Here is a 25,381-nt window from a genome sequence, read left to right on the forward strand (position 1 = left end):
ACCTTCTTAAAGTATAGGATGATCCACTTCAGAACTCTATGGATATATATACAAAGATTGCTCAATTTTATTCTTTATTTTTGGATGAATATCTCATGATAAAAAGATAAAGCAACATGAAATAAAACGATTCCTTCTGTGCTCTTAGGGTCAATTCCAGTCATTTCTTTGATTTGGTTTAGACGATAATGCAAGGTATTAATATGAATATGTAGTTCTTCAGCCGTTTTTTTGAGAGAGTGGTTGGTAGACAACAATACGTGAAGAGTAGCAATTAAATCCGTTTCTTGCTGAATAGGCGATAAGACTCTACCAAGAAATTCTTCTTTCGTTTGCTGACTCACTTCTTCTAGTACAATGTCTAATAGTAATTCTTCATAATAAACCATCGTATGCTGTTTCTGTGCTACGGCTAGGGCTTTTTTCGCTTCATGATATGAACGGAAAAGATCTTTGCTCTCACTTGTTATTCCCATACCAATAGCGATTGAAATTTGATCATCTACTAACCTGTTTTGGTGCCATTTGCTTAACTGATATTTGATCTGCTCTATTGAAACGTCATGGTTGATCCTTTTTAATAGAAGCAGCCGTCCTTGCCCCCACGGAATCAACACATCATGTCTTTTCTTATACAAGCGCTGCTCCAGCAAAGAAAGCAGATAGGCTTGTGTACGCTGTAGCTCCTCTGGCTTTAAGCTCAAATCCAATTGGAAGAGAACACACAAATAGGTTTGATCGAGATCAATACCTAAGATTCGTCCTTTTTCAATAAACGCTGGCTCTATTTTAGGATGATAGATCCACTCATAGCAAAAGGATTCTATTCCTCGCGTCTCCCATTCCTTTCTTTCGATATGTGTTGCCTCTCTAATAATAAGCTCCGTCATTCGGCGAATGATCTCTGCATAGGGCTCTATATCAAGGGGATTGCCCGTAATTCCTATTACTCCGATTATTTCTTTTTCATAAAAAATGGGTAAATTGATTCCTGGTTTAACGCCCTGAAGAGTGTCCAGGCTATTTTCAAATATATAAAGCTTCTCTTTTTTACTCAGCACCTCTAAAGCCCCTTCGTGTAAAGAGCCCACACGCTTTCGATCTGTAGAAGCTATGATCATTCCTTGTTGGTTCACAACGATAATATTTTCATTAAGGACTGCTTGAACTTCTTTGATTATTTTTTGAGCTAATTCCTGTACCAATTGCAACGAACGCACCATCCTTCTGCTTGTATTATCTAAAATAAAACATACTGTTGAAAGTTTCTCAAGCAGTATGTTTTATAGATGAGTATAGTACCTAAAGAACGCTATCGATATGTTTATGACCAGCATATCGCGATACAACTTTACTTACGACCAATATAAGAATGAACAGCCAGCATATCAAAAAGAATAGAGTTAGCAAAGGAAACAAACTGAGTTCGAAAATGGGGAAGCCGAGTAAGGTTTGAATACCAATACAAACAATGCAAAGAATCCAAGACACCCCAGCAGCATGTAGTAGTGCTTTCCCTTTATACCTATCTTGTTTCTCTAGTAACCAGGCGATGAGAGGAACGGTTTGTATCCCATGTAAAGCGAATCCATGGAGCCAAATGATATTTCCACTATCTCCCGTATACCTACTCTGAAGAGAACTAATCCATATTCCTGCTAAGAAGCCGAGCATAGTTGTAATCATCCATAACGTATGCCTATGACTAGACCTGCTCTTTCCACTCTGAGCACTGATTGACGAAAGAAAAACAGAGCAAGTAAGGAGTAGAAAATAACCATAATGACTGCCACAATTCCAAAAAACATGCCGAGTATCTGATCTAAAGTGGAGCCATACTGGGTAAATCGAGGATCAATTCCTCTCAAATGCTGAATGGTTTCTAAACCATAGCTGTACATACTAGCAAGAAAATACGCCCACCGAAAAAATTGCTGAAATCTTTTGGATAACTGAGCAAAGGGTAAGATGAGCGCAGTCGTTAATAAAAACATACCTAACGCCACATTAAAGGATACGGCTTTAGATAAATTTCCTTCCACCCCAATTTCAGCTCCAAACAATAGAATATACCCTTGACATAAAAGCCCCAGTAATAAGCCAAGTCCCCCTGTAGCTGCTAACAGCTTTTCTTTTTTTAATAAATCCAATACTTTCTCTAGCATCATGCCATCTCCCTTCATCTTCCAAATAGATCCTGTATCAAAAAGATACTTCATTTGGGCAAACTCTGGAAGTGAAATTCGTCATCGATCTGACGTGACCTTAGTCACACCGTTTCACATCGGCACTTACTTTAACAGGAAAATGCGGATTTACAACGATAAGGAAATTCCAAATTAAAAAGCCCAACTTCTCTGCAAAACAAAATAGAGAAAGTGAGCTTTTCAGTTACTTCATTATTTTTATTTGAACTAATATAAAACTACTAAGTTGATTTTTTAGCTCAGCTATTTATTGAATTCATTAACTGGAAGAAGTATTCAGGTTTATGAGTCTTATTTAGGTTATACCATGAATGTAATGTATCTGGTGCAAATACATCTAATTTTTTCAGTACTTCCATCGCAAATTCCAGAGGTGCTATTCCTGATGCAGTAACTAAATTCGCATCAGATACCGCAGATCCCACCTCATAGAACTTTTCTCCTTTATAGTTAGGACATACCATTTTAGTGTATTCTAAATTATTACTTGTATGCTTTCTAGTATCTAAGTATCCCATATTCGCAAGGGCCTCATTTGCACCACAAATTGCAGCAACAATAGTGCCAAGCTTTAAAGCTTGTCCAATTCTTTCCAAGATAGGTTGATGAATTTCTTCATTCCAAGTAGTCCCTCCTGGTAAAATTAAAAGATCTTTACTCTCAAGAGTACATTCATCAAGGGAAATATCTGGTTTTATGCTCAGTCCTCCCATAGTAGTAATCATTTCTTTATTAGCTCCTACTGTAACTACTTTTAAAGGTACTAAATCTTTCTTGAAATATCTTCCTGAGTTTAGTTCAGCAATTAAATATCCATATTCCCAGTCCGACATTGTATTAAATACATATAGAAAAACTTTTTTTGTTTGCATCCAATAACACTCCAATCACAATTGATATAGCTATTATAATATAACTACCCTGACAGTTAACGTCAGGGTAGTTATCATACTTGATGAAATTTTATTAATTCCGAAAGAACTTCAATAAGTCTTTTCTTAAGACTTATTGGCTCAATAACTTTAATAGATTTATTGTACGGTAAAAGTAAATAAGGTACATATGTATGTATCACATCTTTTTCAAGAAGAAAAACTGCTTGATTTGAAGTCCGTTCTTGTAAATAATGTCCTAAAAACCAATGTTGCAAATATCAGCCAATACACTTTTATCCCCATTAATAACCAAAGAAATAATCCCTTCCTTATCTTCTATAGTTGGAAGAAGATTTTTTATAAAAAAGTCACGTGCTGAAAAATTTTCTGGCCGGTTAAACTTATTTTCGGTTAGCATTAGACTTTCAATTCGATCTACTCTAAAACTACGGATATCATTCCTAAGATGACAAAATCCAATCACATACCACTTATTATTCCAATAGATAATTCTGTACGGATCGACCAATCTATAATTTAATTGCTTTTCGCCACTTTTATGGTAAAGAATTTTTACTGAGTCCCCGTCAGCTAAGGCCTGCTCCAACTCCTTCAAAAAAGATTCCATAGAGAGAGAACTTAATCGACTTATTACTTCAAGACTAGTTAAATGTTGGTTTATCTTTGTTTCCTGCTCTTGATTTGAGTATTTACTTAGTTTTGAAATGGCCCTATTTAGTGCTTCACCTCCATAATATCCGGCTTCTTCTGCAAAAACAGCAGCGTGAAATAGTGAAGTTTGCTCCTCAAAATCAAAAAAAAGAGGAGCCTCAATAAAATTGTTCAATAAAGTGTATCCACCGTTATGTCCTGGTTCTGAAATTATAGGTACACCACTTGTTGAAATTGTATCAATATAACGATACACAGTCCTTATATTAATTTCTAACTTTTCTGAAATTTGTTTTGCAGTAATTTTTTCACCTGAACGAAGCATCCATAGAATTGCTAACATATTGTCAATTTTAGGCATATAATTCCACCTCTATATGAAATTTATTTTCTATTATTCAGTTCTAATTTTTAGTATAACTCATCAACTGTTCCTTTCCGATAGCTTTCTATACAATGAGGCCCTAGACACATTTGTGATTTCACAAATTTGATTTACAGTCCAATTTCAAAAAACAAAAGACGGTAGATATTATCACTCTACCGTAGTAACAAAAAAAGAAAAAGACGAACTGTACTTGACTTATCATTCTAATAATAATAAAGATAGACCACTTTCTGAGGTACCACAACATAGCTACAGAGTAATTAAATTCAACAATTAATTTTTTGAAAACAATCTACTGTTTTATAGTACACTGTTATAAAAGGTTGCAATAGGGCAAACAAGGAGGAATTTTCGCATGAAGCGGATGATAATAGCACTGTTCATAGCCTTAGGATGCTGGGTTATCTATTCGTTTTTTCAAGCTCCTATTTGGAAAGGTGAATCTAAAAATAACAAATGGGAAGCTACATATTACCAAGACCTCTCATATAAAGATACTTGGGAAGGGGTCTTATATTGGAATGGGCATGGCGAGGTTGTTTTGAAGTTTTTACAATTTATGGTTGACGATAAGGCAATTATTGAACGTAGTAATAATGACACCATTACAGATAAACTTTCATTTATCGCCCTTGGGGAAAGACTAAACGAAAAGAGCGAGGTTAAAGTCGTAATAACGTGGCTAGATAATGAGAACAAAGAGGTTGTGGATGATATAATCATCAGACCTCATAAGAGATTATTCATATTTCCAAATTTTAAAAAGTAACTTTTCTCTCAGACATCAAGAGAAAATAAACAAATAGAATTCCGAAAAACATTCTCTTTGCTGGTTATACGTCGTGCATGAAAGAAGGGTAAAAAAGACATCAATCTAAGATAATTAGATCAATGTCTTTTATTTTATTGAATAATTAAATCATTGAAGCAAATTTTGGATTCTCTGCTCTCATTGTAGCTGGCACTCAGGTGAAGAAAGAGCAATTCTAGTCTTATGAAAAGGTTGAAATACCCTACATCTGACAAAAGCAGTTGAACACCAAAAAGATTTAGGTAATTTTAATGTAGATTTGTTGCATCATATGTCTCCTTTAGGCTGGGAGCATATCAATTTACTAGGAGAGGAGGCTTTAATAATTATGAATACGTTTAACCTAAAAGAAGTAACAATGCTGTTGCACTCGAATGGTTTCAAATGTGACACAGAGATGGTAAGCCGTTGGATAAGTGAGGGGAATATTAAAGACACTGGAAACGGTGGAGCATATGAAGTTTTGGAGGAAGAAGTTTTCTTATTGCGTAACGGATGCAATTTAATTGAAGAATGAAATACGATAGAATTAGATTGAGGTGATATCAATGATATTAGTTAGCTCTTGTTTAGCAGGATTAGAGGTAAGATATAATGGTACGCATTGTTTAGATAAAAAGATACGCCAAATGATTGAAAAAAAACAAGCAATTACTGTGTGTCCAGAATTACTTGGTGGTTTTTCAACACCAAGAGAACCAGCTGAAATTGTTGGTGGTAATGGGGAAGATGTCCTTGATGGTAAGGCTAAAGTGATCGAAAAATCGGGTAGAGACGTTACAAAACTGTATATAAAAGGAGCTTATGCAACGCTAAGAAAAGCTCAAGAGGTGGGCGCCACAGTAGTTATTCTTAAGGAATTTAGCCCCTCCTGCGGAAGTTCAATGATTTACAACGGTGAATTTAAAGGTAAGAAAATTGTTGGAAATGGAGTGACGACTGCCCTACTTGAAAGGAATGGAATTCAAGTAGTCTCAGAAGAGAGAATTACTGATTTTCTTGAGGAGAAATTAAAAACCTCTTAAGCGAACATTGACATGATAAAATGATCAACTTTAAAAAAAACAAAATTTACAATGAATACATGTAAACGATGTGAGAACCATTGATATTCTAATAGTTCTCACATCGAGGTTAAGATAACCGCATTTTCCTGACGGTACCCCTTTAAGAAGAAATGGTTCGCGAAATGACGGTTCACCTGACTTAACTTAATAAAAACAAAACTAGTTTACCATAATTGTTTTAAGGTAAACTAGTTTTGTTTTTAGATCAAGACATACAAGAATACTATGTTCTATAAGTGAACCTTCGCCATAGATTCTCCATAGGTCCAAATTTATACTTACGTAACCAAAAATGACTAATTACAATTTGAAAGGAAAAAATGACGATAGCTAATCCAAATCCCCAAAAATCATTCACCTGTCCAAACAATCCGAAACCATGACTATAAAATATCGTCGTGCAAATGATAGACTGCATGAGATAATTTGTAAAAGCCATTCTTCCTACAGGCTGAAAAATGCTGAAAACATTCCTCCAGCGTTTCGTTTGCAACAATAACACAATCGCTGTGATATAAAATATAGATAACACCGGTCCACTAACGGTTTGGGCTATAAACTGGATCAAATAATGAGCCGAATCCTCTTGTGACAGATTTTGACCTCCCCATATCGTGAGCACAATGAGAGGTAAACCGATGATAAAACTAAACAGACAAATCCGCTTGAGTAAGGCAATGTGTTGATGAACGTGTTCCACTATCCCACTCTTCCAAGCGTATACTCCTAATAAAAACATACCGAAAATCATTGGCATCATAAAAATATACCCTTGAGCAATAAAACTAATATCCGTTAAACGCTGTAAAAACACCTCATAGATCGTGCCTTCAGCATAATACTTAGTGGAATCAATGATGATTTGGTTTATATGAGGAGTAAATTGTTGGTTATCCAACTGGCTGAACAAGAAAAAAAGAGTAGGGCTAAAGATCAAGACAGGGATTGTCAGAAAACCAAAGGCCCATTTCAGAACGGTTTTCGCTTCCTTATTAATAAAAAACAGGAGTCCAAAACCTAGCAAAGAATAAACAGTTAATACATCTCCATACCACACAAAGAAAAGATGCAAAAGTCCGATCAATAGCAAAAAACAGAGTCGGCGTTTAAACAATTTTTTGGCATCCACCTCTTTTTTCTGAGCTCTGGTAATAAACAGAATGAAGCCGATCCCAAATAGAAAGGAAAACATGGTAATAAACTTGAATTCAAAAAAAATCTGCACTATTAACTTAACCATGTGATTTAGACGATCATCCCACCATTTTACCCCAATCATTTCCAAGTACAAATAGGGTGTAGAAAAATACTTCATATTCACAACGAGAATTCCGAACAAAGCAATTCCTCTAAGAATATCTAACTCAATCATTCGTTCATTTTCTCTTGTTGGTTTTAGCTGTACACTCATCTTCTCAACTCCTTTGAGTAAGTCTAAGAACACACCCTCTCCTAAAGATACTGAAGATCTATAATCAGGAAAAGTGAATTTCGTCATAAAAGAATATGACTTTTGTCATGATGATTCTGATTGGGGTCAACCCAAAACACTTCCTCTTTCAAATGTGGATAGATTTCTTCCCAAGCAAATAATTGTTCAATATGGTAGATTCCTTTAGGATGTGAAAATTGATAGAGAGAGTCAGCAATATAGCTCGTCACAGCAGCTGTAACATTTGCTTCATATTCACCTTTTATCATGGTTTCTACTTGAAGCCCTTCACCCGATGCCGTTCTTCCTCTTCCTTCTACCTTAACCATGTAGAGAGGATCACCCATTTTGATGTTCCCCAACAAAGTCACTCCAAGAGATAGAGGCATGTACATAAGCCATCCTCTCCTTCTTAACCAAGCCATGCTTTCTGTAACAAGCTTTGAGTCTAAGCTCAATCGTGTTGACACTTTTGGGATATGGAGGGTTCTACTGAGAACATGCTGATCTGCAAAATTAAAACGATACGCCTTTCGCCACCCTATTTCATCTCCCCAAAATACCTTTTTGCCACTAGAAAAGCTGGCAACCTGTTCCTGCTGACCATGAATCCATTGTATAAAATCTGTTCTGGCATTATGCAACGTCCATTCAATCGCTGCCTTCCCATGGTCATCCCCCATTCCAAGCATAATATAGATATTCAGTTCTTCTATTGAATATAACTGTTCCTTGATCCAGCGACTGAGCAAATTCGTCAAACCAGGAGCTAATCCAACACTTAATACTCCCGTCGCTCCTTTTTCTATAGCGTGGCTATTTAATTGCTCGATGGAAGACAGAAAAGAATATGAAGCAGAAATATCAATATAATCAATTCCTCTTTCCAGACACCCCTGCACAAATTGAGTATCCAACTGATCTATACAGACTATAATGAGGCGAACCTGCTCAAATAAAGTCCAATCCACATCCTTCGTTACATCGATTTCGAGGGCTAAAACCCTCCCATTGGTAGAGGAGCTAAATTGCTCTGCCTTTCTCTTGTTTCGTCCGGCTGCGTATACTTTACCAGGGTACTTATTCGCTAAAGATGTACATATTTTCTGACCAACGTGTCCATATCCGCCTATAACAACAATATGATTTCTATGCATGAAGCTCACTCCTTTACAATTTGTTCTATTTTTTAAAAGCCATAAAACCATCTATTAAATATGAACCAAAATAACGACTGATATCTGTAAAGCCACATTCTTCTAGCAAGGAATAAAGCTTCTCACTGCTAATTGGCTCCGTACTCTGACCAATTGAATTCTTAAATTTAGCAAACTCTTCCTCACTCACCCCTTGTGACAGCATATGATTTTTCCATGCTGTCAATTGAACTTCAAACACAGCCTGATCTGGCTCACCATTCAGCGAGGCAAGAAAGAAGGGAGCTCCTGATTGAAGGCGTGAAGCGATCTCTCTTAATAATTGACGCTTTTCATTCATACCTTGAACAAAGTGCAGAACCAATAAACAAGTTGCTGCATCATAAATAGTTCCATCCGCACATTGGTCTAGTGTTCCTTGAAAGAAGCGAACTCGCTCCATGATATGCGACTCCTCAGCTCTTCGTTTTGCCATATCTAGCATGAGTTTCGATGAATCTACCGCAGTAAACCGCCAAAACGGATGATTTTGAGCTAATGAAACAAGTTCTTTCCCTCCACCAGCTCCAATAATTAATAACTCATTCGTGCTCCTAGAGGTATCGATGGCACTCTCCATCAAACGACCTGTTATGTCATGTAGGAGCTCATAGCCTGCAATTTTTCGTTTAATATTTTGATCGTAATCTAATACGATGGGGGCATCCCAGCTAAACTCTACGTTTTCTTCCATTCTTTGATCAGTTCTGTTTGTTTTCATGTGACTTCTCCCTTTTCTCTTTTCATTCTTCCTTTTTTCTAGTAATATAGTAATAATCATTCTCAATTATAATTTAGGGGAGAAAGAATAGATATCCCATAAACATGGGATTTCCCATAGGTGGAAAGGAGTCATCGATCATGCATATTGAGAAAATGAAAAAAAGAATCTCGAATATCCAACGCATTCAAGATTCTCGTTTATTTCGTAAAGCTGTATTAGATACTTTAAAAAGTGTTCTTTCATTTGATGCGGCTTGTCTAACTACAGTAGATCCCTATACCCTTCTTTCTACTGGGGCGTATACCGATGATTCTATTGAAAATATACATTCTCTCTTGTTTCATAGTGAGTATTTAACAAACGATTATAATCAGTATTTGGACCTGATCCATCAGAACCCGTCTGTCGCAACGCTTTTTCAGGCAACAGATGGAGAATTGAAGCGAAGTGCTCGATACAGAGATGTATTACATCCTGCTGGATATGGTGATGAATTGCGGGCTGCACTCACTCACAAAGGAAAGTGCTGGGGTTTTTTAACCCTCTTTCGGTCCATAGCATCACCTGTATTTGACAAGACAGAAATAGAATTTGTTTCTTCTCTTTCTTCTTTTTTAGCGCAAAACTTAAAAGAAGCAGTTCTACTCCAGCCCATGTCTGATCAAGCATGGCAAGAAATGAAAGTACCAGTGAAGGAAAAAGGAATGATGATGCTTACTTCCCATTTAGAGCTCTTCTCTAGCAATCCCGCTGGCGAGTATTGGTTTTCACAGTTACGTGAATGGGAGAAGATAAACCATCCTCTTATTCCTCGACCGGTAAGAGCTGTTTGTTCTTTAGCCCAAGCCAACAATCTAGGACGAATAAATGGAGCAAAATATACTACACAGGAGGCAAGAGTCTGTATACCGACTCCAGATGGTGCCTTTCTTTCCATCACAGCTAGTGAAATGTATGATCACCGTTCCTCTTCGAAACACTTGGCGGTGACCTTGGAACTAGCTCAACCATATGAAATCATGCCGTTCATCATGGATGGATATGGACTCTCAAGTCGCGAAAGACAGATCATAGAGTTTATCTTACGTGGTGACTCCACCAAGGAGCTTGCGAATACCTTATCCATTTCCACCTATACTGTCCAAGACCACCTGAAATCTATTTTTTTAAAAACAGGGGTTAATAGTAGGCGGGAGTTAATTTCGCTCTTGAATACACCCTATTCAGAAGCCGATTCTACAATTTCATTTTTTGCAATCGAAGAGCATTAAGGACAACGGAAACAGAACTACAAGCCATTGCCGCTCCTGCTATCCAAGGAGCTAAGAAGCCCAGTGCTGCAATTGGAATACTAATCGTGTTATAGGCTAGTGCCCAAAATAAGTTTTGTTTTATATTTCTCATGGTTTTTTTACTTATTGTGATTCCTTGAACTACACCCAGTAAGTCTTGACGAATGATGCTGATATCGCTGGCTTCTATAGCAACATCAGCTCCTGTACCTATAGCCATCCCGATGTCTGCCATGGCGAGAGCGGGTGCATCATTAATCCCGTCTCCAACCATGAGTACCTTCTTTCCTTTTCGTTGTAAAGCTTGAATAATATATGCTTTTTCTTGAGGTAATTTCTCGGCATATACATGTTTGATCCCTATTTTTTTCGCAATAGAATGAGCTGTTCGTTCATTATCTCCCGTAACCATCACAACACCCATACGCATTTTTCGTAGAAATGAGACCGTTTTCTTAGCGTTTTCTTTTAAGGTATCAGAAATGGCTAATAGTCCGACGAATCGGTGTTCTACAGCAACGAGAACCACTGTTTTTCCATCCTTTTCCCACTTTTTAATTTGTGATTCAGCCGCCTTATAAAAAATACCCTGCTCATCGAATAATCTCCGTGTTCCTATGACGACTTTTCTTTGTTGCACACGTGCCTCTATCCCAAAGCCTGGCAATGCCTTGAAATACGCTGGTTCCTCAAGAGGAATTTGTAAGCGTCGGATTTTCTCTACAATTGCCTGTGCCAGTGGATGTTCAGATTTCTGTTCTGCGCTTCCGACAAATCGAAGAAATTCAGATTCCTTCATACGTGGGCTATAAACATTAATAAGCTCCGGTTTACCATGTAAGTGTACCCGTTTTATCTAAAATGACAAGATTAGTTTGTGCTAAGACCTCGAGATGCTTTCCCTCTTTAAATAATATCCCCAATCTAGCCGCTCGACCTGAACCCACCATAATCGAGGTAGGAGTGGCTAATCCTAAGGCACAAGGGCAGGCAATGATCAGGACAGCTATAGTTTTTTCTAAAGCACTCCCCCATTGATTAGGCTCAAGCAAGCTATACCAAACAAGAAACGTTAAGACTGCGATCATAATAACAATAGGTACAAATACATGGATGATTTTATCTGCTAGACGTTGAATAGGAGCTTTTATTCCCTGGGCATCCTCTACAATTCGTATAATTTGACTCAGCAGAGTATCCTGACCCATTCGATCCACTTGTATTGTTATTGCTCCGTGCCGATTGATTGTGCCGCCAATCACTTTATCTCCCGAGCTTTTTTCGATTGGAATACTTTCACCTGTAATCATGGATTCATCGATTGAAGTTTCTCCTTCAAGCACATGACCATCTAGAGGAACCTTCTGTCCTGGCTTGATTAGCAGAACATCCCCTACCTGCACTTCAGCAATATCGATATACGCCTCTTCGTGACCGCGAATGACTAGAGCTTTTTTCTCCTGAAGCTGATAGAGCTCTATTAGGGCTTCCTTGGTCCGAAGCTTCGTTTTACTTTCTAAAAGCTTTCCTAATAAGACAAAAGTAATGATGAAAGCACTCGTTTCATAGTACAAATTTTCGACATAGCTTCCCTGCATAGACATCGTAATATAGTGGCTATACAAATAAGCTGATGTAGTGCTAAGAACGACAAGAACATCCATATTCGCGCTCCTATTTTTCAGTGCTTTCCACGCTCCCTCGTAAAATGGCTGAGCAATCACGAATTGAATGGGTGTAGTCAAGAACAACTGAAACCAAGGATTGATAAAGAGCTCAGGTACATAAAGGCTTGAAGTCCATGGCAGGTGAATCAGCATCCCCCACATAAAAGGAAGAGATAGAAGCGCTGAAAGGAAAAACATCTTTGTTAATCTCTTAACCTCTTGCGCCGCATCTTCTTCTCTATGATGAATTTGTGAATGAAAGCCTAGCTTTTCGATTCTTTTCTCAATTTCTGTTAACTGAACAAATTGTGCGTTATAGGAAATCGAGGCTTTTCCCAAAGCAAAATTGACCTGTACCTCCTCTAATCCTTTTAGTTTCATTAATCCTCTTTCAATTCGGTAGGCACATGCCGCACAAGTCATCCCCACAATATGAAGATTCGTTCGAGTCATTTTACTCACTTTTCTCACCTCATCGTTTGCTTGTTTTTATCAAGCAACCTATCTTTAGGACAAGTATATTTGAAAAAAAACAAAGTATTCCCTTAAGATTGAGGAAGAAGAACAAGACAAAAAGGAACCTTAGACATCCAGCTGTTCAAGATAGATGTCAATAAGATTCCTTTTCTTATAAGTGTAAGTCTGTACTTTTATTTTGTTAGGCTAGTAACAAAAAATTCGAGCTGTGCTTCTAGAGAAACAGGATCATTATAGAATGATGATTGAGGGTCTAATTTGAAGACACGATGATTCTTGACAGCAGGTAACCCTTGCCAAATCGTACTTGAATAGACCACTTCTGGGTCAGAATCATCACCAGACCATGCACTGGTAAAGATATAATCCCCTGCATATTCTGGCAATACTTCAAGAGAAAGATCTCCCCAACCTTTTCCGCTATCAATGACTTCGGTTTGAATAGCTCTGGTGCTTTCAAACCAAACTCGCCATAGATAATTTCTCCTCCTCTAGCATAGCTGTGACCAAAAGCATAAATGCCTTTTGCGTAGGGTTGAAGGATTGAAACTGTTTGATCCCCTACTGCTTCATTAACCTTCGTTTTGTGCTCAGCTATTTTTTTGTCCCATTCTGCAATCCATGCCTCAGCCTTTTCCTCACGCCCTGTTAATGTTCCGAAATCTCTCAATTGTTCCCTTAGATCTTTTTTCCCATACTCAATCGCCACTGTAGGAGCAATCTTTTCCAATTGTTCAACCGATTCTGGAACATGGAAGGAAATGATAAGATCTGGATCTAGTGCTAGAATCGTTTTAACAGAAATTTCATCCCCGACACTAGCAATTCCCTCTACTTTCCCAGCAAAATAAGGGTTGTTTAAGGCTTTTTCAGAAATACCCACAGGCGTAAGATCTAAAGCAAGGAAATAACCGACATAGCTACTTGCCACCACAACAACTCGCTCTGGGTTTGCAGGAACTTCGATCTCTCCGTTCACTGCTTGAAATATTCTAGTATCAGCTTCTGCTGTATCAGTTTTCTCCGTTTCTACTACGCCTTTTTCTGTCGGTTCAGCATCATTTGTGCCTGTCTGGGTTGGCTCACTGCAAGCAGTCAAGGCAACTACGAATAAAAAAGCGAGCATAACTAATATCAGTTTGTTTGATTGTTTCTTTAACATGCTGTCACGAATCCTCTCTTCTATATCTTCTATACTTGTTCAATAATGGTTAACTTTTCTTCTACTTTTGTTCTTGGTCGAGGCTTAGGTACCTTGTCAAAATAACCAATATGCAAGGTTCCCACAACTCTTTCTCCAGGCTGTACTCCGATTTCCTGATGAAATTTAGGTTCCCAGTTATAATAATTGGTTTTCCATACGACACCGATCCCTTTTTCCCAAGTCAAAAGTTGAAAGTTCTGGATCATCGCAGATGTCGCTGAGAAATCCTCTTCCCATTGCTTCGATCTCGGATCTTCCTTCATTACGACAACCAAATGAAGAGGAATATTGAGATAATACTTGGTAATATCCTCTGCCCGAGAGGCTTTTTCCTCTTCGGTATACGTATGTAGAACAGCCTTGGTAAATTTCTTTTTTCCTTCTCCTTGAAACAGAATGAATCTCCAAGGCTCGCGTAAGCCGTGATTAGGCGCCCATACCGCATCATTGAGTAACTCGATGACAAGCTCCTTGGAAATAGGATCAGATTTGAATTCACGAATCGTTCTTCTTTCACGAATGATATTAGCAACAGTTGATATTGGTTGTAATTCCACAGCGATTGACATTTTTCTTCCTCCTAATATGATCTATGCTAAGGCTTCTATTAATGGTTTTTCTTCTTTGATGGCATCTTTCTTCACAGTTTTTGTTTTGTTTATCAGGTCATAAGTGATACAGACTGGCTTACCTGTTCTTGGATCTTGCACAATGTCAGCGTCGATTTGAAATACCTTTTTTAAGACTTCTGAAGTCATCACTTCAGAAGGAGTTCCTTCTTTAATGATGGTTCCTCGATTCAAGGCTACCATATGGTGAGCAAATCGAGCTGCATGGTTAAGATCATGAATAACCATAACAATGGTTCTTTTCTCGTCTTTATTTAATTGTTCAAGAAGCTGAAGAACCTCTAACTGATGTGCTAAATCTAAGTAGGTAGTAGGTTCATCAAGAAGAAGTAAGTTCGTTTCCTGAGCAAGTGCCATGGCGATCCACACACGCTGACGCTGTCCTCCTGATAACGCGTCAATAGGACGGTCATAGAAATCACCTAAGCCCGTCACTTCAATAGCCCACCGGACAATTTGGCGGTCTTGATTCGTTAATGTCCCAAATCCCCTCTGATGTGGGAAGCGCCCATATGATACTAGCTCTGATACCGTAAGACCACTTGGTGCTTCTGGTGTTTGCGGGAGGATCGCCATTTTCTTAGCGATTTCTTTTGTGGATTCCTGATGAATTGACTTTCCATCTAAATACACGACTCCATTTTTTGGAGTTAAGATACGTGACATCGTTTTAAGGATGGTTGATTTCCCACATCCATTTGGACCAATTAAGGTCGTGACTTTGCCTTCAGGTATTTTTAAGTTAAGTTCCCTCACAATTTCAACATCCCCATAAGCAATCCCCAATTGCTCAGCGGAAAGCGTGACCATCTTCATCCTGTCCTATACACTCCTTTTGTTCTTATTCTTCTTATTTCTTATTGATTCTCATTCTCAATTTGGTTGTTAGTGATAATTATAATCATTATCAGTGGCATAAGTCAAATCATCTTCTAAAAGACATTCTCTCAGCTAGATAAAAATCGATTCAACAAAAAAAGACGCATAACTTACTCTGCGCCTTTTCTCAACTCTATTTTTTGTTAATCCCCACTCGTGTACGTTCATTCGGTTGAAAATATCCATTTTCAAATGAATAACTTATCGTAGAAATAGGTTCCTTATGGCTTCCTGCTAGTTGTTTGACAAGCTCCCTGCCCGCATCAGGGGTTATGCTATGATACCAGGTTCCCTGTGGGTAGACAATGACCACACAGGCATCCTCACAGCGCCCATTGCAGCGAGTACGGGTTGTATGAATCTGCTGATCCAAGCCTAGATTCTTAATTTCATCTCGAATGGCTTGAGTCACTTCTTCACCCTCTTGCCGCATACAGCTCCCTCCATTACAAATGAGGACATGATGCTTAGTTTCAGATAGATTCCATGTAGACATGAGAACTCCTTTCCTTTTCTTTCATCATATAATCTGATAAAAAAGTAATGTGTTTTCTTCCTGTAACGGGGTGGATACGAATATCTGTTTGCACTTGAAATACATCAAATAAGAGCGCTTCAGTTATGATGTTCTCGGGTTTTCCTGAGGCGACAATGCTCCCATTTTTCAATACATATAAACGGTCACAATAAGAAAGGGCTAAATTTAAATCATGGAGCGCAGTAATCACCGTTAAATCTAAAGCTTTAACAATATCTAAGATTTGTAGCTGATGATGAATATCCAGATGATTGGTAGGTTCGTCTAAAACCAAGAAATCAGGCTGTTGTGTGAGCGCTCTAGCTATCATGACTCTCTGTTTCTCTCCCCCTGAAAGATGTAAAAAGCTGCGGTTGATTTTTTCTTGCAGCCCTACTCTATTTAGCGCTTTTACAACGATTGACTCATCTTCTACGTTATCTGCTTCTAATAGCTTCTTATGCGGAGAGCGCCCCATCATGACAATTTCTTTGACCGTAAAGTCAAAAAGCATAGGGGTTTCTTGGCTAACAACAGCCATTTTTTGAGCAAGTAGCTTGGAGGGTAAACGATCGATTCTCTTCTCTTCTAACGAGATAAATCCTGAATGTGGCTTTAACACTCTATAAATGGTTTTTAATAAGGTCGATTTCCCACTTCCATTTGGTCCAATCACACCTACCCACTCATTTTTTTTAACCTGCAACGACAAATCATGGATTAGCCACTCTTCATCCAGTTGATAAGAAACTCCGTTCACCTCTAACATCACTTTCCACCTCCAAAGCTATAATTACTTCTACGCAACAACCATATGAAAAAAGGTCCTCCACAGATAGCTGTAATGATACCAATAGGGATTTCTTCCGGCGCTAGCACCAACCTAGCAATAACATCTGCCCAAATAATGAAAATAGCGCCCAATAGTGCACTTACGGGTATCACCCTGCGATGATCAGAGCCTACAATCAATCGGGCAATATGAGGGATCATCAGCCCAATGAAGCCAATGGCTCCACTTACCGAAACGATAACCCCTGTAACCAAGGCAGTAAAAACGATCAAAAACTTTCGGAAGACATCGACATTTAATCCCATCGTTGTCGCATTTTCTTCCCCCATCAACAACAGGTTAAGGTAGCGGGACTGAGTATACAGAATAAGTGCGGCTAATAGAATCACAATCGCAGGTATCGCTAAGTAACTCCATTTCGCCCCTGCCAAACTTCCCATCATCCAATACATCGCTGAACGTATGCCTTCTTCTCGAGGAGCTGAAATGACAATAAAATTGGTGATCGCTGTTAGGATCATGGAGATCGCAATGCCTGATAATAGCAATCTTACTGTAGAAATACGCCCCTGAACTTGAGAAAGTAAAAAAACCAAAATCACGGAAATCAAAGAACCTATAAAAGCAGCTAAGGATAAGGCGTATTGTCCAAAGATCTGAAACGCTCCTAAAATAATAACTAAAGTAGCTCCAACAGAAGCACCAGAAGAAACTCCTAATATATATGGATCTGCCAGGGAGTTACGTACCATCGCTTGAATCGCCACTCCAACAACAGCTAGACCAGCACCAACAAGCATACCAAGAAGAACACGCGGGAACCGTATATCCCAAATAATGTGAAACTGAGCCTTTGTCCAATCTTCTGTGATCCAATCAGAGAAAAAAGAAATCTGTGCCAAGGCAATTTTCCAAACAGTACTAGGGTGAATAGGCACTGGTCCCAGCATAATGGCGAGTGTGATCGAGATCAGAAGCCTAAAAATAGTACGAAGGTTAATACACGATACGTTAAACGGTTTCCTTCACGTTGCATAGGCTTTCTCCTTATTTTTCAAATTTCTTTGGATAAAACCCGCTAGCCAAGGTTTCTAACGCTTCTACATTTCTAACTCCCTCAAATACACTAGATAGAGAAAGAACAACAAAATGCTTATTTTTGATCGCTGTTACATTTTGCAGAGAGGGATTTTGTAACAGCTCTTCTATTTTTGCCTCGGCAGCTACATCACCATAATTGTTGATCACAATCACTTCTGGATCTCGTTCGACCAGCTCCTCCCAATTGACTCTTGCCCATGTTTTAGCTATATCATCAAAAACATTGTGTCCCCCTGCCATTTTAATCAATGTGGTTTGTAAGGACTGGCAAGCCGTAAACATTTGATCTCCACCCTGATCCATCACTGCAACACGAATAGGAGTTTCCACCTCTCCTACTTGTTTCTGAATCTCTTTGATTTGTGTTTGCATGGTTGCAACTAATTCATTCGCTCGATCCTCCACTTGGAAAATACGTCCTAAATGCAGGATATCCTCATAAACATCATCCATTGTTGCTCCCAAAGTATACGTCCCCTTAGAAACGTAAGACTTGATTCCATAGCTTTCAAGGTCTTCTACTGTTCCGATAGCATTAGCTCCATCAAAAGCTGAACTTCTACCAAAAACAAAATCAGGTTCTACGCCTAATAACACTTCTAATGAAGGATATTTTTCTGCTAGAATAGGGATCTTCTCATATGTATCCTTAAACTCTGGTAAAATATCTACGTTTTGATGCGCCGTCCCGACCATGACATCTTCCAGACCTAAGGCAAGCATGATTTCTGTTGTATGACCATTTAAACTCACTGCTCTTTTTGGTCGTTCCTCAAAGGTAACTAAACGATGAAAGTTTTGAATAGAGAAGGATTGATACTCACCAATGCCCATTTCCTCGTTATTTCCTGTATCTTCAGTTTCCGTAGAAGAGGTTGTTTGAGTCCCCTCACTATTGTCTACCTTCTGGGCACATCCACTAAGACCCCAAATAAGAATGGCAATACTTAAAACAAGAAAAAGCTTTTTCATCTGTAGATACTCTCTTAGTTCCATCAATCTCTCTCCTTTTTATAAATAGTAATCATTACGATTTACTGTAGTATATTAATGTACTTTTGCTATAATGTCAAATATAGTACTGCTTTCACATTATGAAACAATAAAAAAAGCCCCAGCACTCGGCTAAAGGCAGAAAATCGATATGACACATCAAAAATGATCGTATTCAAAAAACAATACTCTCATTGCTATACCATCCATTCTCTTATCCTCCCCTCCGAAAGATAAAGTAGACTTCCATCAGATGAAGTATTTGCTCCACTTGATGGTTAGTCACTCTTATCTGGTTCTATAAAAGCAGGTTTCCTGGCTTACGCTTCATTTTACTCTTGTCCCTTCCCGGTTATTGACCAGTGGTTTACGACAATTTCATCTGCGTTTACAGTAGCGGGGGCTGCATCGGACTCTCACCGATTTCCCTATTATCCTATTTCTAAATACTCCATTAGAAAAGGCACTCCTATAGATCTGTATTCAGTTTTTCCTCATTTAGAATATACTAAACTAGTTAAAATAACAACCTCTTTTTCAGTAGGGTTGACTCTCACGTTCTATTACTTAAAAATTACTGTTTTTAACGAGGAACTCATCATTAAGAGCTTTCGGGTACGTCCTCTTTAAAATGACTGATATCTGCATGGAGGATAATCTCTGAACCTCCTTCTGTCCATTCTATTTTACATAAACAGGTGGGATGAATATAAGGTGGGTTCCAGATCTTATCTAAGGGCCGATTCTCGAAGTATGCCATTAACAGTTTGATGACAACCGTGTGCGAAACAACACCAATGACCTGACCTTGATGTCTTGCTATAATCTCTCTCAATTTCAGAAGAGCGCGCTCCTGTACCTGCTCAAATCTCTCACTATTCTCTACTTGAAATTGACTCGGAGCCTCCCAAAAACGTCTAAATTGTTCTGGGTCCATTGCTTCTGCTGACGCTTGTGTAAGTCCTTCCCAGACGCCTAAATTCATTTCTTTAAGCTCATCGCATCTTACTATCTCTATTTTTCGCCCGTGGCAGACTAACTCTGCTGTTTGGTACGCTCGATCACTTGAACTACAATAGATGATTTCCAGAGGTTCTTCCAATAGGGCTTCTCCTAACCACATCGATTGTTTCTTTCCTAACTCTGTTAATGGAGAATCCAGATGTCCTTGTAATTTCTTTTGTGTATTCCAAACGGTTTCCCCATGTCTTATTAAATACAAGGTGGTCTTGCTCATCTTACTCCTCCTGTTCTGAAATAATGGCTTGAGCTTCTATCTCAACCAACAATTCTGGGTGAATGAGTGCCTTTACTTCAACCATGGTGGCCACAGGTCTACAATCTCTGAAAAACTCTCCGTGTGCCTTTCCAATCTCTTCCCATTGGGCAATATCTGTTACATACATACGCGTTCTCACAACATCATCTAGCGTAGCCCCTACTTGATGAAGCGCATCTTGTATGGTTAGAAAAATATGCTTTGTTTGAGCATAGGCATCCCCTTTTCCCACGACTTCTCCATCGCTCATAGCCGTCGTTCCTGCTACCTCAATCAGGTTGCCTACTTTAATAGCTCTGCAATAGCCTACGATGGGCTCCCAAGGTGAACCTGTTGACACTCGTATTCTCTCTGTCATGTCCTGCCTCCTCTCTCATATCATTAAATTATACTAGATAAATGCTTAACAAGAGCTTCTGTCTGAGAGAAGAACGGCGAATGATCTGTATCTAAGGTCAGAACCTGTTGAAATGAATTATTTTCTTGAAGCTCTCGTTGAAATTGAAGGGATATCGCTTGATCTTTCAGGGTCTCAATATATATTTTCGGAACTCTTCCGAAATTTTCTTCGGTAATCTCGATAGGTGTCAGGAGAGGAGCGACGGGTTGTGAACAGAGTAATCTTAATGAATCTGTGGCATCTTGTTGAGAACATTCACCATAAAAACGGTCTTTTGTTTTTGTCTGATCTAGTGTTAAGAAGGTTTGATCCTCACTCACCAAAATCGGTAAAGGCTGTAGATACTTATCCTGTTCAAGCGTCTGTATCAAGGATGCACCATTTTGAGGAATTGAAGCACATAAATAAACGAGGGTTCGAATCTTACTAGGGCGATACTCAGCTACTTGTGTAATCACCATTCCTCCCATACTATGTCCAACTAAGATCACAGGCTCTTGCTCCTGATCAAGTACCTTGCACACACAATCAACATAATCCTTCAGGGTAACTTGTGAAGGGGGCGTTTGATCCATACCATGGCTTGGTAGATCTAAGCTAACAGCACGATGTCCAGCTTCCTCTAACTTTTTACTCACCTTACTCCACACCCAACCTCCATGAAAAGCCCCATGAACGAAAACAAACGTACTCATCAATCACACTCTCCCTTTTTAGTTTTTATTTTTTTTACGCCCTAATTATCCATGTTGTTCAGCTTTCCCTAACGGAGTTACGATTCCGTCCAAGCTCACACTATTTTTTGATACTTGGTACTCCTTGATCTCTTCTTCTTTTTTCTTAGTAGCCCATAATCTTAAGGTCTCACGCTCTCCTTCATAAGAATAGAACGGAATGCTATAACCACATGAAGTTTGTACACCGTGAATCGTTGCACAAATAATTTGGCGAATTCCAGGTATCACATCGAATTCTTTTATCAACTCATCCCATCTTTCGGAGCCTGGTAATACGACACTTCCTTTTCCATATAACCTCATGATCATCGGAGGACCTTCGAATGCTACAAACATAAAGGTAATTCTACCATTCTCATCTATATGAGCACTTGTTTCATTTCCGCTTCCAGTTAAATCTAAATAAGCCACTTCGGTTGAAGATAAGATTCGAAATGAATCATAGCCTTTGGGAGACAAATTGACATGACCCTCTTCAGCTAAAGGGGCTGAACCAACAAAAAAGATACGCTGCCTTTTAAGAAACTCTTCATGCTCTGGGAGGATTGAATCAAACATTTTCCCCATTTTCTCACTCTCCTTCTTATTCTATCCATATTATACCACACTCTCTAGTAGCGTCGAATAGAAATGATTTTCGATCAATCTATTTAATGCGAATATTCGTTTGTAACAAAACTCACAAAACCTTCATTATTTTTATATATATTCCTCTATAAAAATATGGTAAAATTAAACTTGTTTTATTTTGAAAGGAGTTCCATACATATGAGTATTATTGAAGCATTAATACTAGGTATTGTTCAAGGCATCACCGAATTTCTGCCGATATCTAGTACAGCACACATCATCATTACTTCCATGCTCTTTGACTTAACATTTGAAGGATATGCGTTCGAAATCCTACTTCATCTCGGATCTGTATTAGCTGTTATGATCTATTTTCGAAAGGATTTAATCGAGCTGATCAAGGGTTTTTTCGGATATTTCACTAACAAATCACCAGAAAACAAAGTACATTTCAGGTTCTCCATCTACATCATCGTAGCGACGATCATTACTGGAGTATTAGGAGTTCTATTAAAAGATTACTTTACGGAATCTCTTAAAACGCCTCCTGTAATTGCCCTTTCCTTGACCATGACGGGTTTGTTTCTTATTTTTATTGAGAGATTTCATAAATATGGGAATACGAATGAAAGTACCATGGGCTTGAAAGAAACGATCCTTGTAGGTTTGGGGCAAGCTGTGGCTATTTTCCCAGGAATTTCACGTTCAGGCTCAACCCTTGTCGCTGCACTTTGGTCAGGTTTAAACAAAGAAACAGCGGTCAGATTTTCCTTTCTACTTTCAATTCCAGTTATCTTGGGATCTACGCTCTTGGAATTAAGAGGAGAATCATTAGAAGCTCTTACTACACATGGTATAGTTCCATTACTTGTTTCCTTTATTGCCTCTTTTATTTTCTCAATATTGGGGATCATATGGTTAATCGATTTTCTGAAGAAGAGTAAATTAATTTACTTTGCTATCTATTGCTTTATTCTAGCTGCTTTTGTTTATTTTTATCTAGATCCAAATACCATTATGGCTTTTGAATAATTCTTAAATAACAAGAGAAAAAGCTGGCTGGTTTAGTCACATGGTGACAAAAACCAGCCAGCTTTTTTGCTTTTAATGCTGCGTATTCTCTATAAATATGCTCTATTATTGGTTCTGATAAATGATCTCATCCTTGGTAAACGGCTTATCGATTGATACATGTCCCGCAAGAGTTTCTTGGATTTGCCCATCAATCGTTAGTTGAATTTCTTCTACTCCTTCAATCTGCGCATAGGTTTGAATCAAGGATTGCACTGCCATGCTTCCCCGGTTGATCCTAATGAGATATCGACAGGTAGTGAAAGATCAAGAGTTAATAAACGATCGTTCAATGAAGCTTTCTTCAACTCCACCCCTTGCCACAAATCAATGAGCTGTTCATCTAACGGGTTTTGAAGAGCATCCCATACTTTAGATATCAAATCTTCTGTACCCAGATACTGAATTTCCTGTTCTTCCTTCACAATATTCATGAGTTGATCATCTGAATAAAAGATTGATATGGTTAATGATGTCAGTTCAGGCTTTGCTGCTTCCGTATCCTCATTCCCAACATCCTCTTGATTCTCATTCGAGCTTTCGGAAGGGTCCACCTTCTTCTCTGTAGATAAACTTCCACATGCCGTCATCGTAATCATTAGAAGTAAAATAGCTGCAACAGTAAAGAGTATTCTAACTTTAGGTTTCATATTGATCACTTCCTATTCAAATATTCTTTCAGGGCATCGTACATCGCTTTAGCTACTCGATCCTGAAAAGCAGAATCCATCATTGCTTTTTCTTCATCAGGGTTACTAATAAATCCAATTTCGATTAAGGTAGAAACCATATTTGTTTCCCTTAAAACCTTAAAGTTGGCTTGTTTGAGTCCACGGTCATTAAACTTTGTAGCGGCAATTAGATGTTTGTGGACAATCTCACCGAATGTTTTGTCCCCGTTTAAATGAATATAGGTTTCCGTTCCTCCTACAGTCGGTCTATCCTTTATAGAATTCGCATGTACAGACATAAATATATCCGCATTAGCATCATTCGCCATTTTCACACGGTCATCTAGGGTAGGAAAAGTATCATCCCGACGAGTGGCTAACACATCAACGTCTGGATCTTCCTCTAATAGCTTAATGATTTTCAAGGATATATCAAGAACAATCTTGGCTTCTGTCGTCAGTTTACCTAAAGCTCCTGGATCTCTTCCACCATGTCCAGCATCAATAACAATTAGAGTTCTTTTTAGCTCTACTTTGGCTTGTAGCTGCTGATTCACATGATCAAATGAAACTTTAGATTTATCGCTTAAATCAAAGACAATCCTAACTGTGTGTGGCGAAACGCTGCTTTGTGCCACTCGAACTTGTCTGACTGTATCAAACTGAAGCGGTAAAATAGTTTCGGTACCCTGCGTTGGTTTTAGATTGTCTGCTAATACTGTATGTGGGAGATCAATCACCAAACGATGAGGGGATTCTAAAAAGAAGTGGTTATAACTTCCTGTTCCCAGGAAAGATAAATCAAATGTAAACTTCCCATTTTCGAAGGATACATTTCTTAGCTCGTTTAGTTCACTCACTATTTTTATTTCCTTATTTGCTTCATTATACTCGGTTGTTGTTCCAAGTAATGAATCCACCAATTCATATGAAACCATCCTAACTCCGTCAAACGTAACAATATCCCCGAGAGCTAACCTTTTTTTAGATTGATCATGGGTAGTGCCTGAAGCATGTAAGCCCATCTTAGAGGTAAAAGAAATATGATCGCCTGTGGTTGTAAATTCGATATTTAATCGCTTGGCGATTTCAAAAATGGGAACATATATTTTGTCATTCATAAGAACCGGTTGAAAAGGCTTTTGTAATGCTTGTCCATTTAAAGTTAAAGTAATAGGTTTAGAAATTGTAACTAACCTTTCATTCGCTTGCCAAGCCACACTTAAACCCAATTGTTCACTCACAAAACGAATAGGAACTAACGTTCTCCCCTGTTCTGTAAAAGGAGCTACATCCATTGTTTGATTCCTTCCATTAACTTGAAGCTGTTTACTGCCTAACTTCATCGTAATGGTGTTAGAACCTTGTTTAATTTCAATAGTAGACGTTGCTTGAAAATACTGTACATTTGCTCCCATTTTTTCTGCAATAAACCTCAACGGAACGAACGTTCTCCCATTGCTGATCTTTGCTGGGACCTCTGGTTCTTCAATTTTCCCCTCAATCATCAGCTGTACAATCTGTGATTGAGTATTCGCATTCGCCTCCATTGTCCCTACATTAAAAACACTTGCCACGATGATGAATAACATCCCAGTCAAAAACCACTTTTTCACATTATGTACCCCTCTCCAAATAACGATAAAGTAGACTTCCATCAGATAGTTTTTAATTCACTTAATGGCTACACACTTATCCACTATCAATATTTGACGATAATAACGGGAAA

28 protein-coding genes, 5 pseudogenes and 1 riboswitch are annotated in these 25,381 nt (G+C 38.4%); of the genes and pseudogenes, 7 read left to right on the forward strand and 26 right to left on the reverse strand.

Annotated elements, in window-relative coordinates; all coding sequences use genetic code 11:
- Window positions 1–74: 74 nt before the first annotated feature.
- From JCM10596_RS03565 to JCM10596_RS28565, 6 genes and pseudogenes are all read right to left on the reverse strand, one after another.
- Window positions 75–1,211: a CdaR family transcriptional regulator gene (locus JCM10596_RS03565; protein ID WP_025025959.1), complete on the reverse strand. Its 1,137-nt coding sequence runs from the start codon at window positions 1,209–1,211 to the stop codon at window positions 75–77.
- 91 nt (window positions 1,212–1,302) lie between these two features.
- Entirely contained in the window at window positions 1,303–1,686 is a 384-nt protein-coding gene (locus tag JCM10596_RS27445; RefSeq protein ID WP_159102303.1) for a hypothetical protein, read from the reverse strand.
- The gene (locus JCM10596_RS27450; protein ID WP_051541156.1) at window positions 1,683–2,219 is read right to left on the reverse strand and encodes a hypothetical protein; all 537 of its coding nucleotides are present in this window, start codon (window positions 2,217–2,219) and stop codon (window positions 1,683–1,685) included. Before JCM10596_RS27450 ends, JCM10596_RS27445 begins: the two co-directional genes overlap by 4 nt.
- 227 nt (window positions 2,220–2,446) lie before the next feature.
- Entirely contained in the window at window positions 2,447–3,079 is a 633-nt protein-coding gene (locus JCM10596_RS03575; protein ID WP_025025960.1) for a type 1 glutamine amidotransferase family protein, read from the reverse strand.
- A gap of 74 nt (window positions 3,080–3,153) precedes the next feature.
- A pseudogene (locus JCM10596_RS23635) lies at window positions 3,154–4,115 on the reverse strand (helix-turn-helix transcriptional regulator).
- A 63-nt stretch (window positions 4,116–4,178) separates the two neighbouring features.
- A pseudogene (locus JCM10596_RS28565) lies at window positions 4,179–4,262 on the reverse strand (helix-turn-helix domain-containing protein); the annotation flags it as partial.
- A 52-nt stretch (window positions 4,263–4,314) separates the two neighbouring features.
- On the opposite strand from JCM10596_RS28565, the pseudogene JCM10596_RS31140 reads away from it, so the two are divergent.
- The 5 genes and pseudogenes from JCM10596_RS31140 to JCM10596_RS03595 form a co-directional block, all read left to right on the forward strand.
- Window positions 4,315–4,419, forward strand: a pseudogene (locus JCM10596_RS31140) (hypothetical protein); the annotation flags it as partial.
- A 78-nt stretch (window positions 4,420–4,497) separates the two neighbouring features.
- A complete protein-coding gene (locus JCM10596_RS03585) occupies window positions 4,498–4,911 on the forward strand; it encodes a hypothetical protein (protein ID WP_025025961.1) in 414 nt (137 codons plus the stop codon).
- A 238-nt stretch (window positions 4,912–5,149) separates the two neighbouring features.
- A pseudogene (locus tag JCM10596_RS31145) lies at window positions 5,150–5,266 on the forward strand (Tn3 family transposase); the annotation flags it as partial.
- Between the two features lie 15 nt (window positions 5,267–5,281).
- Window positions 5,282–5,470 carry a hypothetical protein gene (locus JCM10596_RS29990; RefSeq protein WP_025025962.1) on the forward strand — a complete coding sequence of 63 codons (189 nt, stop codon included), beginning with the start codon at window positions 5,282–5,284 and terminating at the stop codon, window positions 5,468–5,470.
- A 31-nt stretch (window positions 5,471–5,501) separates the two neighbouring features.
- Complete coding sequence (locus JCM10596_RS03595; RefSeq protein WP_025025963.1) at window positions 5,502–5,978, forward strand: 2-thiouracil desulfurase family protein; 477 nt, start codon at window positions 5,502–5,504, stop codon at window positions 5,976–5,978.
- Between the two features lie 265 nt (window positions 5,979–6,243).
- Here the strand turns inward: JCM10596_RS03595 and JCM10596_RS03600 are convergent, their stop codons facing one another.
- The 3 genes from JCM10596_RS03600 to JCM10596_RS03610 form a co-directional block, all read right to left on the reverse strand.
- A complete protein-coding gene (locus tag JCM10596_RS03600; protein WP_159102304.1) occupies window positions 6,244–7,431 on the reverse strand; it encodes a DUF418 domain-containing protein in 1,188 nt (395 codons plus the stop codon).
- Between the two features lie 83 nt (window positions 7,432–7,514).
- Window positions 7,515–8,609: a saccharopine dehydrogenase family protein gene (locus JCM10596_RS03605; RefSeq protein ID WP_025025965.1), complete on the reverse strand. Its 1,095-nt coding sequence runs from the start codon at window positions 8,607–8,609 to the stop codon at window positions 7,515–7,517.
- A gap of 25 nt (window positions 8,610–8,634) precedes the next feature.
- The gene (locus JCM10596_RS03610; protein ID WP_025025966.1) at window positions 8,635–9,369 is read right to left on the reverse strand and encodes a class I SAM-dependent methyltransferase; all 735 of its coding nucleotides are present in this window, start codon (window positions 9,367–9,369) and stop codon (window positions 8,635–8,637) included.
- A gap of 140 nt (window positions 9,370–9,509) precedes the next feature.
- Between JCM10596_RS03610 and JCM10596_RS03615 the strand changes: the two genes are divergently transcribed.
- On the forward strand, window positions 9,510–10,643 hold the full coding sequence (locus JCM10596_RS03615; RefSeq protein WP_025025967.1) for a LuxR C-terminal-related transcriptional regulator: 1,134 nt from the start codon (window positions 9,510–9,512) through the stop codon (window positions 10,641–10,643).
- Here the strand turns inward: JCM10596_RS03615 and JCM10596_RS30730 are convergent.
- From JCM10596_RS30730 to JCM10596_RS03675, 14 genes and pseudogenes are all read right to left on the reverse strand, one after another.
- The gene (locus tag JCM10596_RS30730) at window positions 10,609–11,463 is read right to left on the reverse strand and encodes an HAD-IC family P-type ATPase (RefSeq protein ID WP_267879667.1); all 855 of its coding nucleotides are present in this window, start codon (window positions 11,461–11,463) and stop codon (window positions 10,609–10,611) included. The two genes, JCM10596_RS03615 and JCM10596_RS30730, sit on opposite strands and share 35 nt — an antisense overlap.
- Before the next feature lie 31 nt (window positions 11,464–11,494).
- Window positions 11,495–12,784 carry a heavy metal translocating P-type ATPase gene (locus JCM10596_RS30735; RefSeq protein ID WP_267879670.1) on the reverse strand — a complete coding sequence of 430 codons (1,290 nt, stop codon included), beginning with the start codon at window positions 12,782–12,784 and terminating at the stop codon, window positions 11,495–11,497.
- A 197-nt stretch (window positions 12,785–12,981) separates the two neighbouring features.
- The gene (locus JCM10596_RS30740; RefSeq protein ID WP_267879668.1) at window positions 12,982–13,194 is read right to left on the reverse strand and encodes an ABC transporter substrate-binding protein; all 213 of its coding nucleotides are present in this window, start codon (window positions 13,192–13,194) and stop codon (window positions 12,982–12,984) included.
- 149 nt (window positions 13,195–13,343) lie between these two features.
- Window positions 13,344–13,970 (reverse strand): annotated as a pseudogene (locus tag JCM10596_RS30745) (ABC transporter substrate-binding protein); the annotation flags it as partial.
- 29 nt (window positions 13,971–13,999) lie between these two features.
- The gene (locus JCM10596_RS03630; protein WP_034680401.1) at window positions 14,000–14,581 is read right to left on the reverse strand and encodes a nitroreductase family protein; all 582 of its coding nucleotides are present in this window, start codon (window positions 14,579–14,581) and stop codon (window positions 14,000–14,002) included.
- A 21-nt stretch (window positions 14,582–14,602) separates the two neighbouring features.
- Entirely contained in the window at window positions 14,603–15,451 is an 849-nt protein-coding gene (locus tag JCM10596_RS03635; protein WP_025025969.1) for an ABC transporter ATP-binding protein, read from the reverse strand.
- Window positions 15,452–15,653: 202 nt separating this feature from the next.
- Window positions 15,654–16,016 carry a (2Fe-2S) ferredoxin domain-containing protein gene (locus JCM10596_RS03640; protein ID WP_025025970.1) on the reverse strand — a complete coding sequence of 121 codons (363 nt, stop codon included), beginning with the start codon at window positions 16,014–16,016 and terminating at the stop codon, window positions 15,654–15,656.
- A complete protein-coding gene (locus tag JCM10596_RS03645; protein ID WP_025025971.1) occupies window positions 15,994–16,809 on the reverse strand; it encodes an ABC transporter ATP-binding protein in 816 nt (271 codons plus the stop codon). Before JCM10596_RS03645 ends, JCM10596_RS03640 begins: the two co-directional genes overlap by 23 nt.
- Window positions 16,806–17,780, reverse strand: a complete 975-nt coding sequence (locus JCM10596_RS03650) for a FecCD family ABC transporter permease (protein WP_025025972.1) — start codon at window positions 17,778–17,780, stop codon at window positions 16,806–16,808. The genes JCM10596_RS03645 and JCM10596_RS03650 overlap by 4 nt, the downstream gene beginning before the upstream one ends.
- Window positions 17,781–17,877: 97 nt before the next feature.
- Window positions 17,878–18,927: an ABC transporter substrate-binding protein gene (locus JCM10596_RS03655; protein ID WP_025025973.1), complete on the reverse strand. Its 1,050-nt coding sequence runs from the start codon at window positions 18,925–18,927 to the stop codon at window positions 17,878–17,880.
- 285 nt (window positions 18,928–19,212) lie between these two features.
- A riboswitch (cobalamin riboswitch) is annotated at window positions 19,213–19,410 on the reverse strand.
- Window positions 19,411–19,525: 115 nt separating this feature from the next.
- Window positions 19,526–20,161, reverse strand: coding sequence for a histidine phosphatase family protein (locus tag JCM10596_RS03660; RefSeq protein ID WP_025025974.1), 636 nt, complete (start codon window positions 20,159–20,161; stop codon window positions 19,526–19,528).
- 1 nt (window position 20,162) lies between these two features.
- Window positions 20,163–20,561, reverse strand: a complete 399-nt coding sequence (locus tag JCM10596_RS03665) for a RidA family protein (protein WP_025025975.1) — start codon at window positions 20,559–20,561, stop codon at window positions 20,163–20,165.
- A 23-nt stretch (window positions 20,562–20,584) separates the two neighbouring features.
- Complete coding sequence (locus tag JCM10596_RS03670) at window positions 20,585–21,298, reverse strand: alpha/beta fold hydrolase (protein ID WP_025025976.1); 714 nt, start codon at window positions 21,296–21,298, stop codon at window positions 20,585–20,587.
- Window positions 21,299–21,343: 45 nt separating this feature from the next.
- Window positions 21,344–21,907 (reverse strand): pyridoxamine 5'-phosphate oxidase family protein, encoded by a 564-nt coding sequence (locus JCM10596_RS03675; RefSeq protein WP_025025977.1) that lies wholly within the window; start codon window positions 21,905–21,907, stop codon window positions 21,344–21,346.
- Between the two features lie 201 nt (window positions 21,908–22,108).
- On the opposite strand from JCM10596_RS03675, the gene uppP reads away from it, so the two are divergent.
- Entirely contained in the window at window positions 22,109–22,942 is an 834-nt protein-coding gene (uppP, locus tag JCM10596_RS03680; RefSeq protein ID WP_025025978.1) for an undecaprenyl-diphosphatase UppP, read from the forward strand.
- A 105-nt stretch (window positions 22,943–23,047) separates the two neighbouring features.
- Here the strand turns inward: uppP and JCM10596_RS29410 are convergent, their stop codons facing one another.
- Genes JCM10596_RS29410 through JCM10596_RS03695 form a run of 3 tightly spaced genes read right to left on the reverse strand, consistent with a single transcriptional unit; the run spans window position 23,048 to window position 25,268 of the window.
- Complete coding sequence (locus JCM10596_RS29410) at window positions 23,048–23,197, reverse strand: hypothetical protein (protein WP_159102305.1); 150 nt, start codon at window positions 23,195–23,197, stop codon at window positions 23,048–23,050.
- On the reverse strand, window positions 23,185–23,631 hold the full coding sequence (locus JCM10596_RS03690; RefSeq protein ID WP_025025979.1) for a hypothetical protein: 447 nt from the start codon (window positions 23,629–23,631) through the stop codon (window positions 23,185–23,187). Before JCM10596_RS03690 ends, JCM10596_RS29410 begins: the two co-directional genes overlap by 13 nt.
- Before the next feature lie 5 nt (window positions 23,632–23,636).
- On the reverse strand, window positions 23,637–25,268 hold the full coding sequence (locus tag JCM10596_RS03695; RefSeq protein WP_025025980.1) for an N-acetylmuramoyl-L-alanine amidase family protein: 1,632 nt from the start codon (window positions 25,266–25,268) through the stop codon (window positions 23,637–23,639).
- Window positions 25,269–25,381 lie beyond the last annotated feature (113 nt).

Origin of the sequence: Caldalkalibacillus mannanilyticus JCM 10596 (genome assembly GCF_000615945.1) — a bacterium.
Lineage (GTDB): Bacteria > Bacillota > Bacilli > Caldalkalibacillales > JCM-10596 > Bacillus_AT > Bacillus_AT mannanilyticus.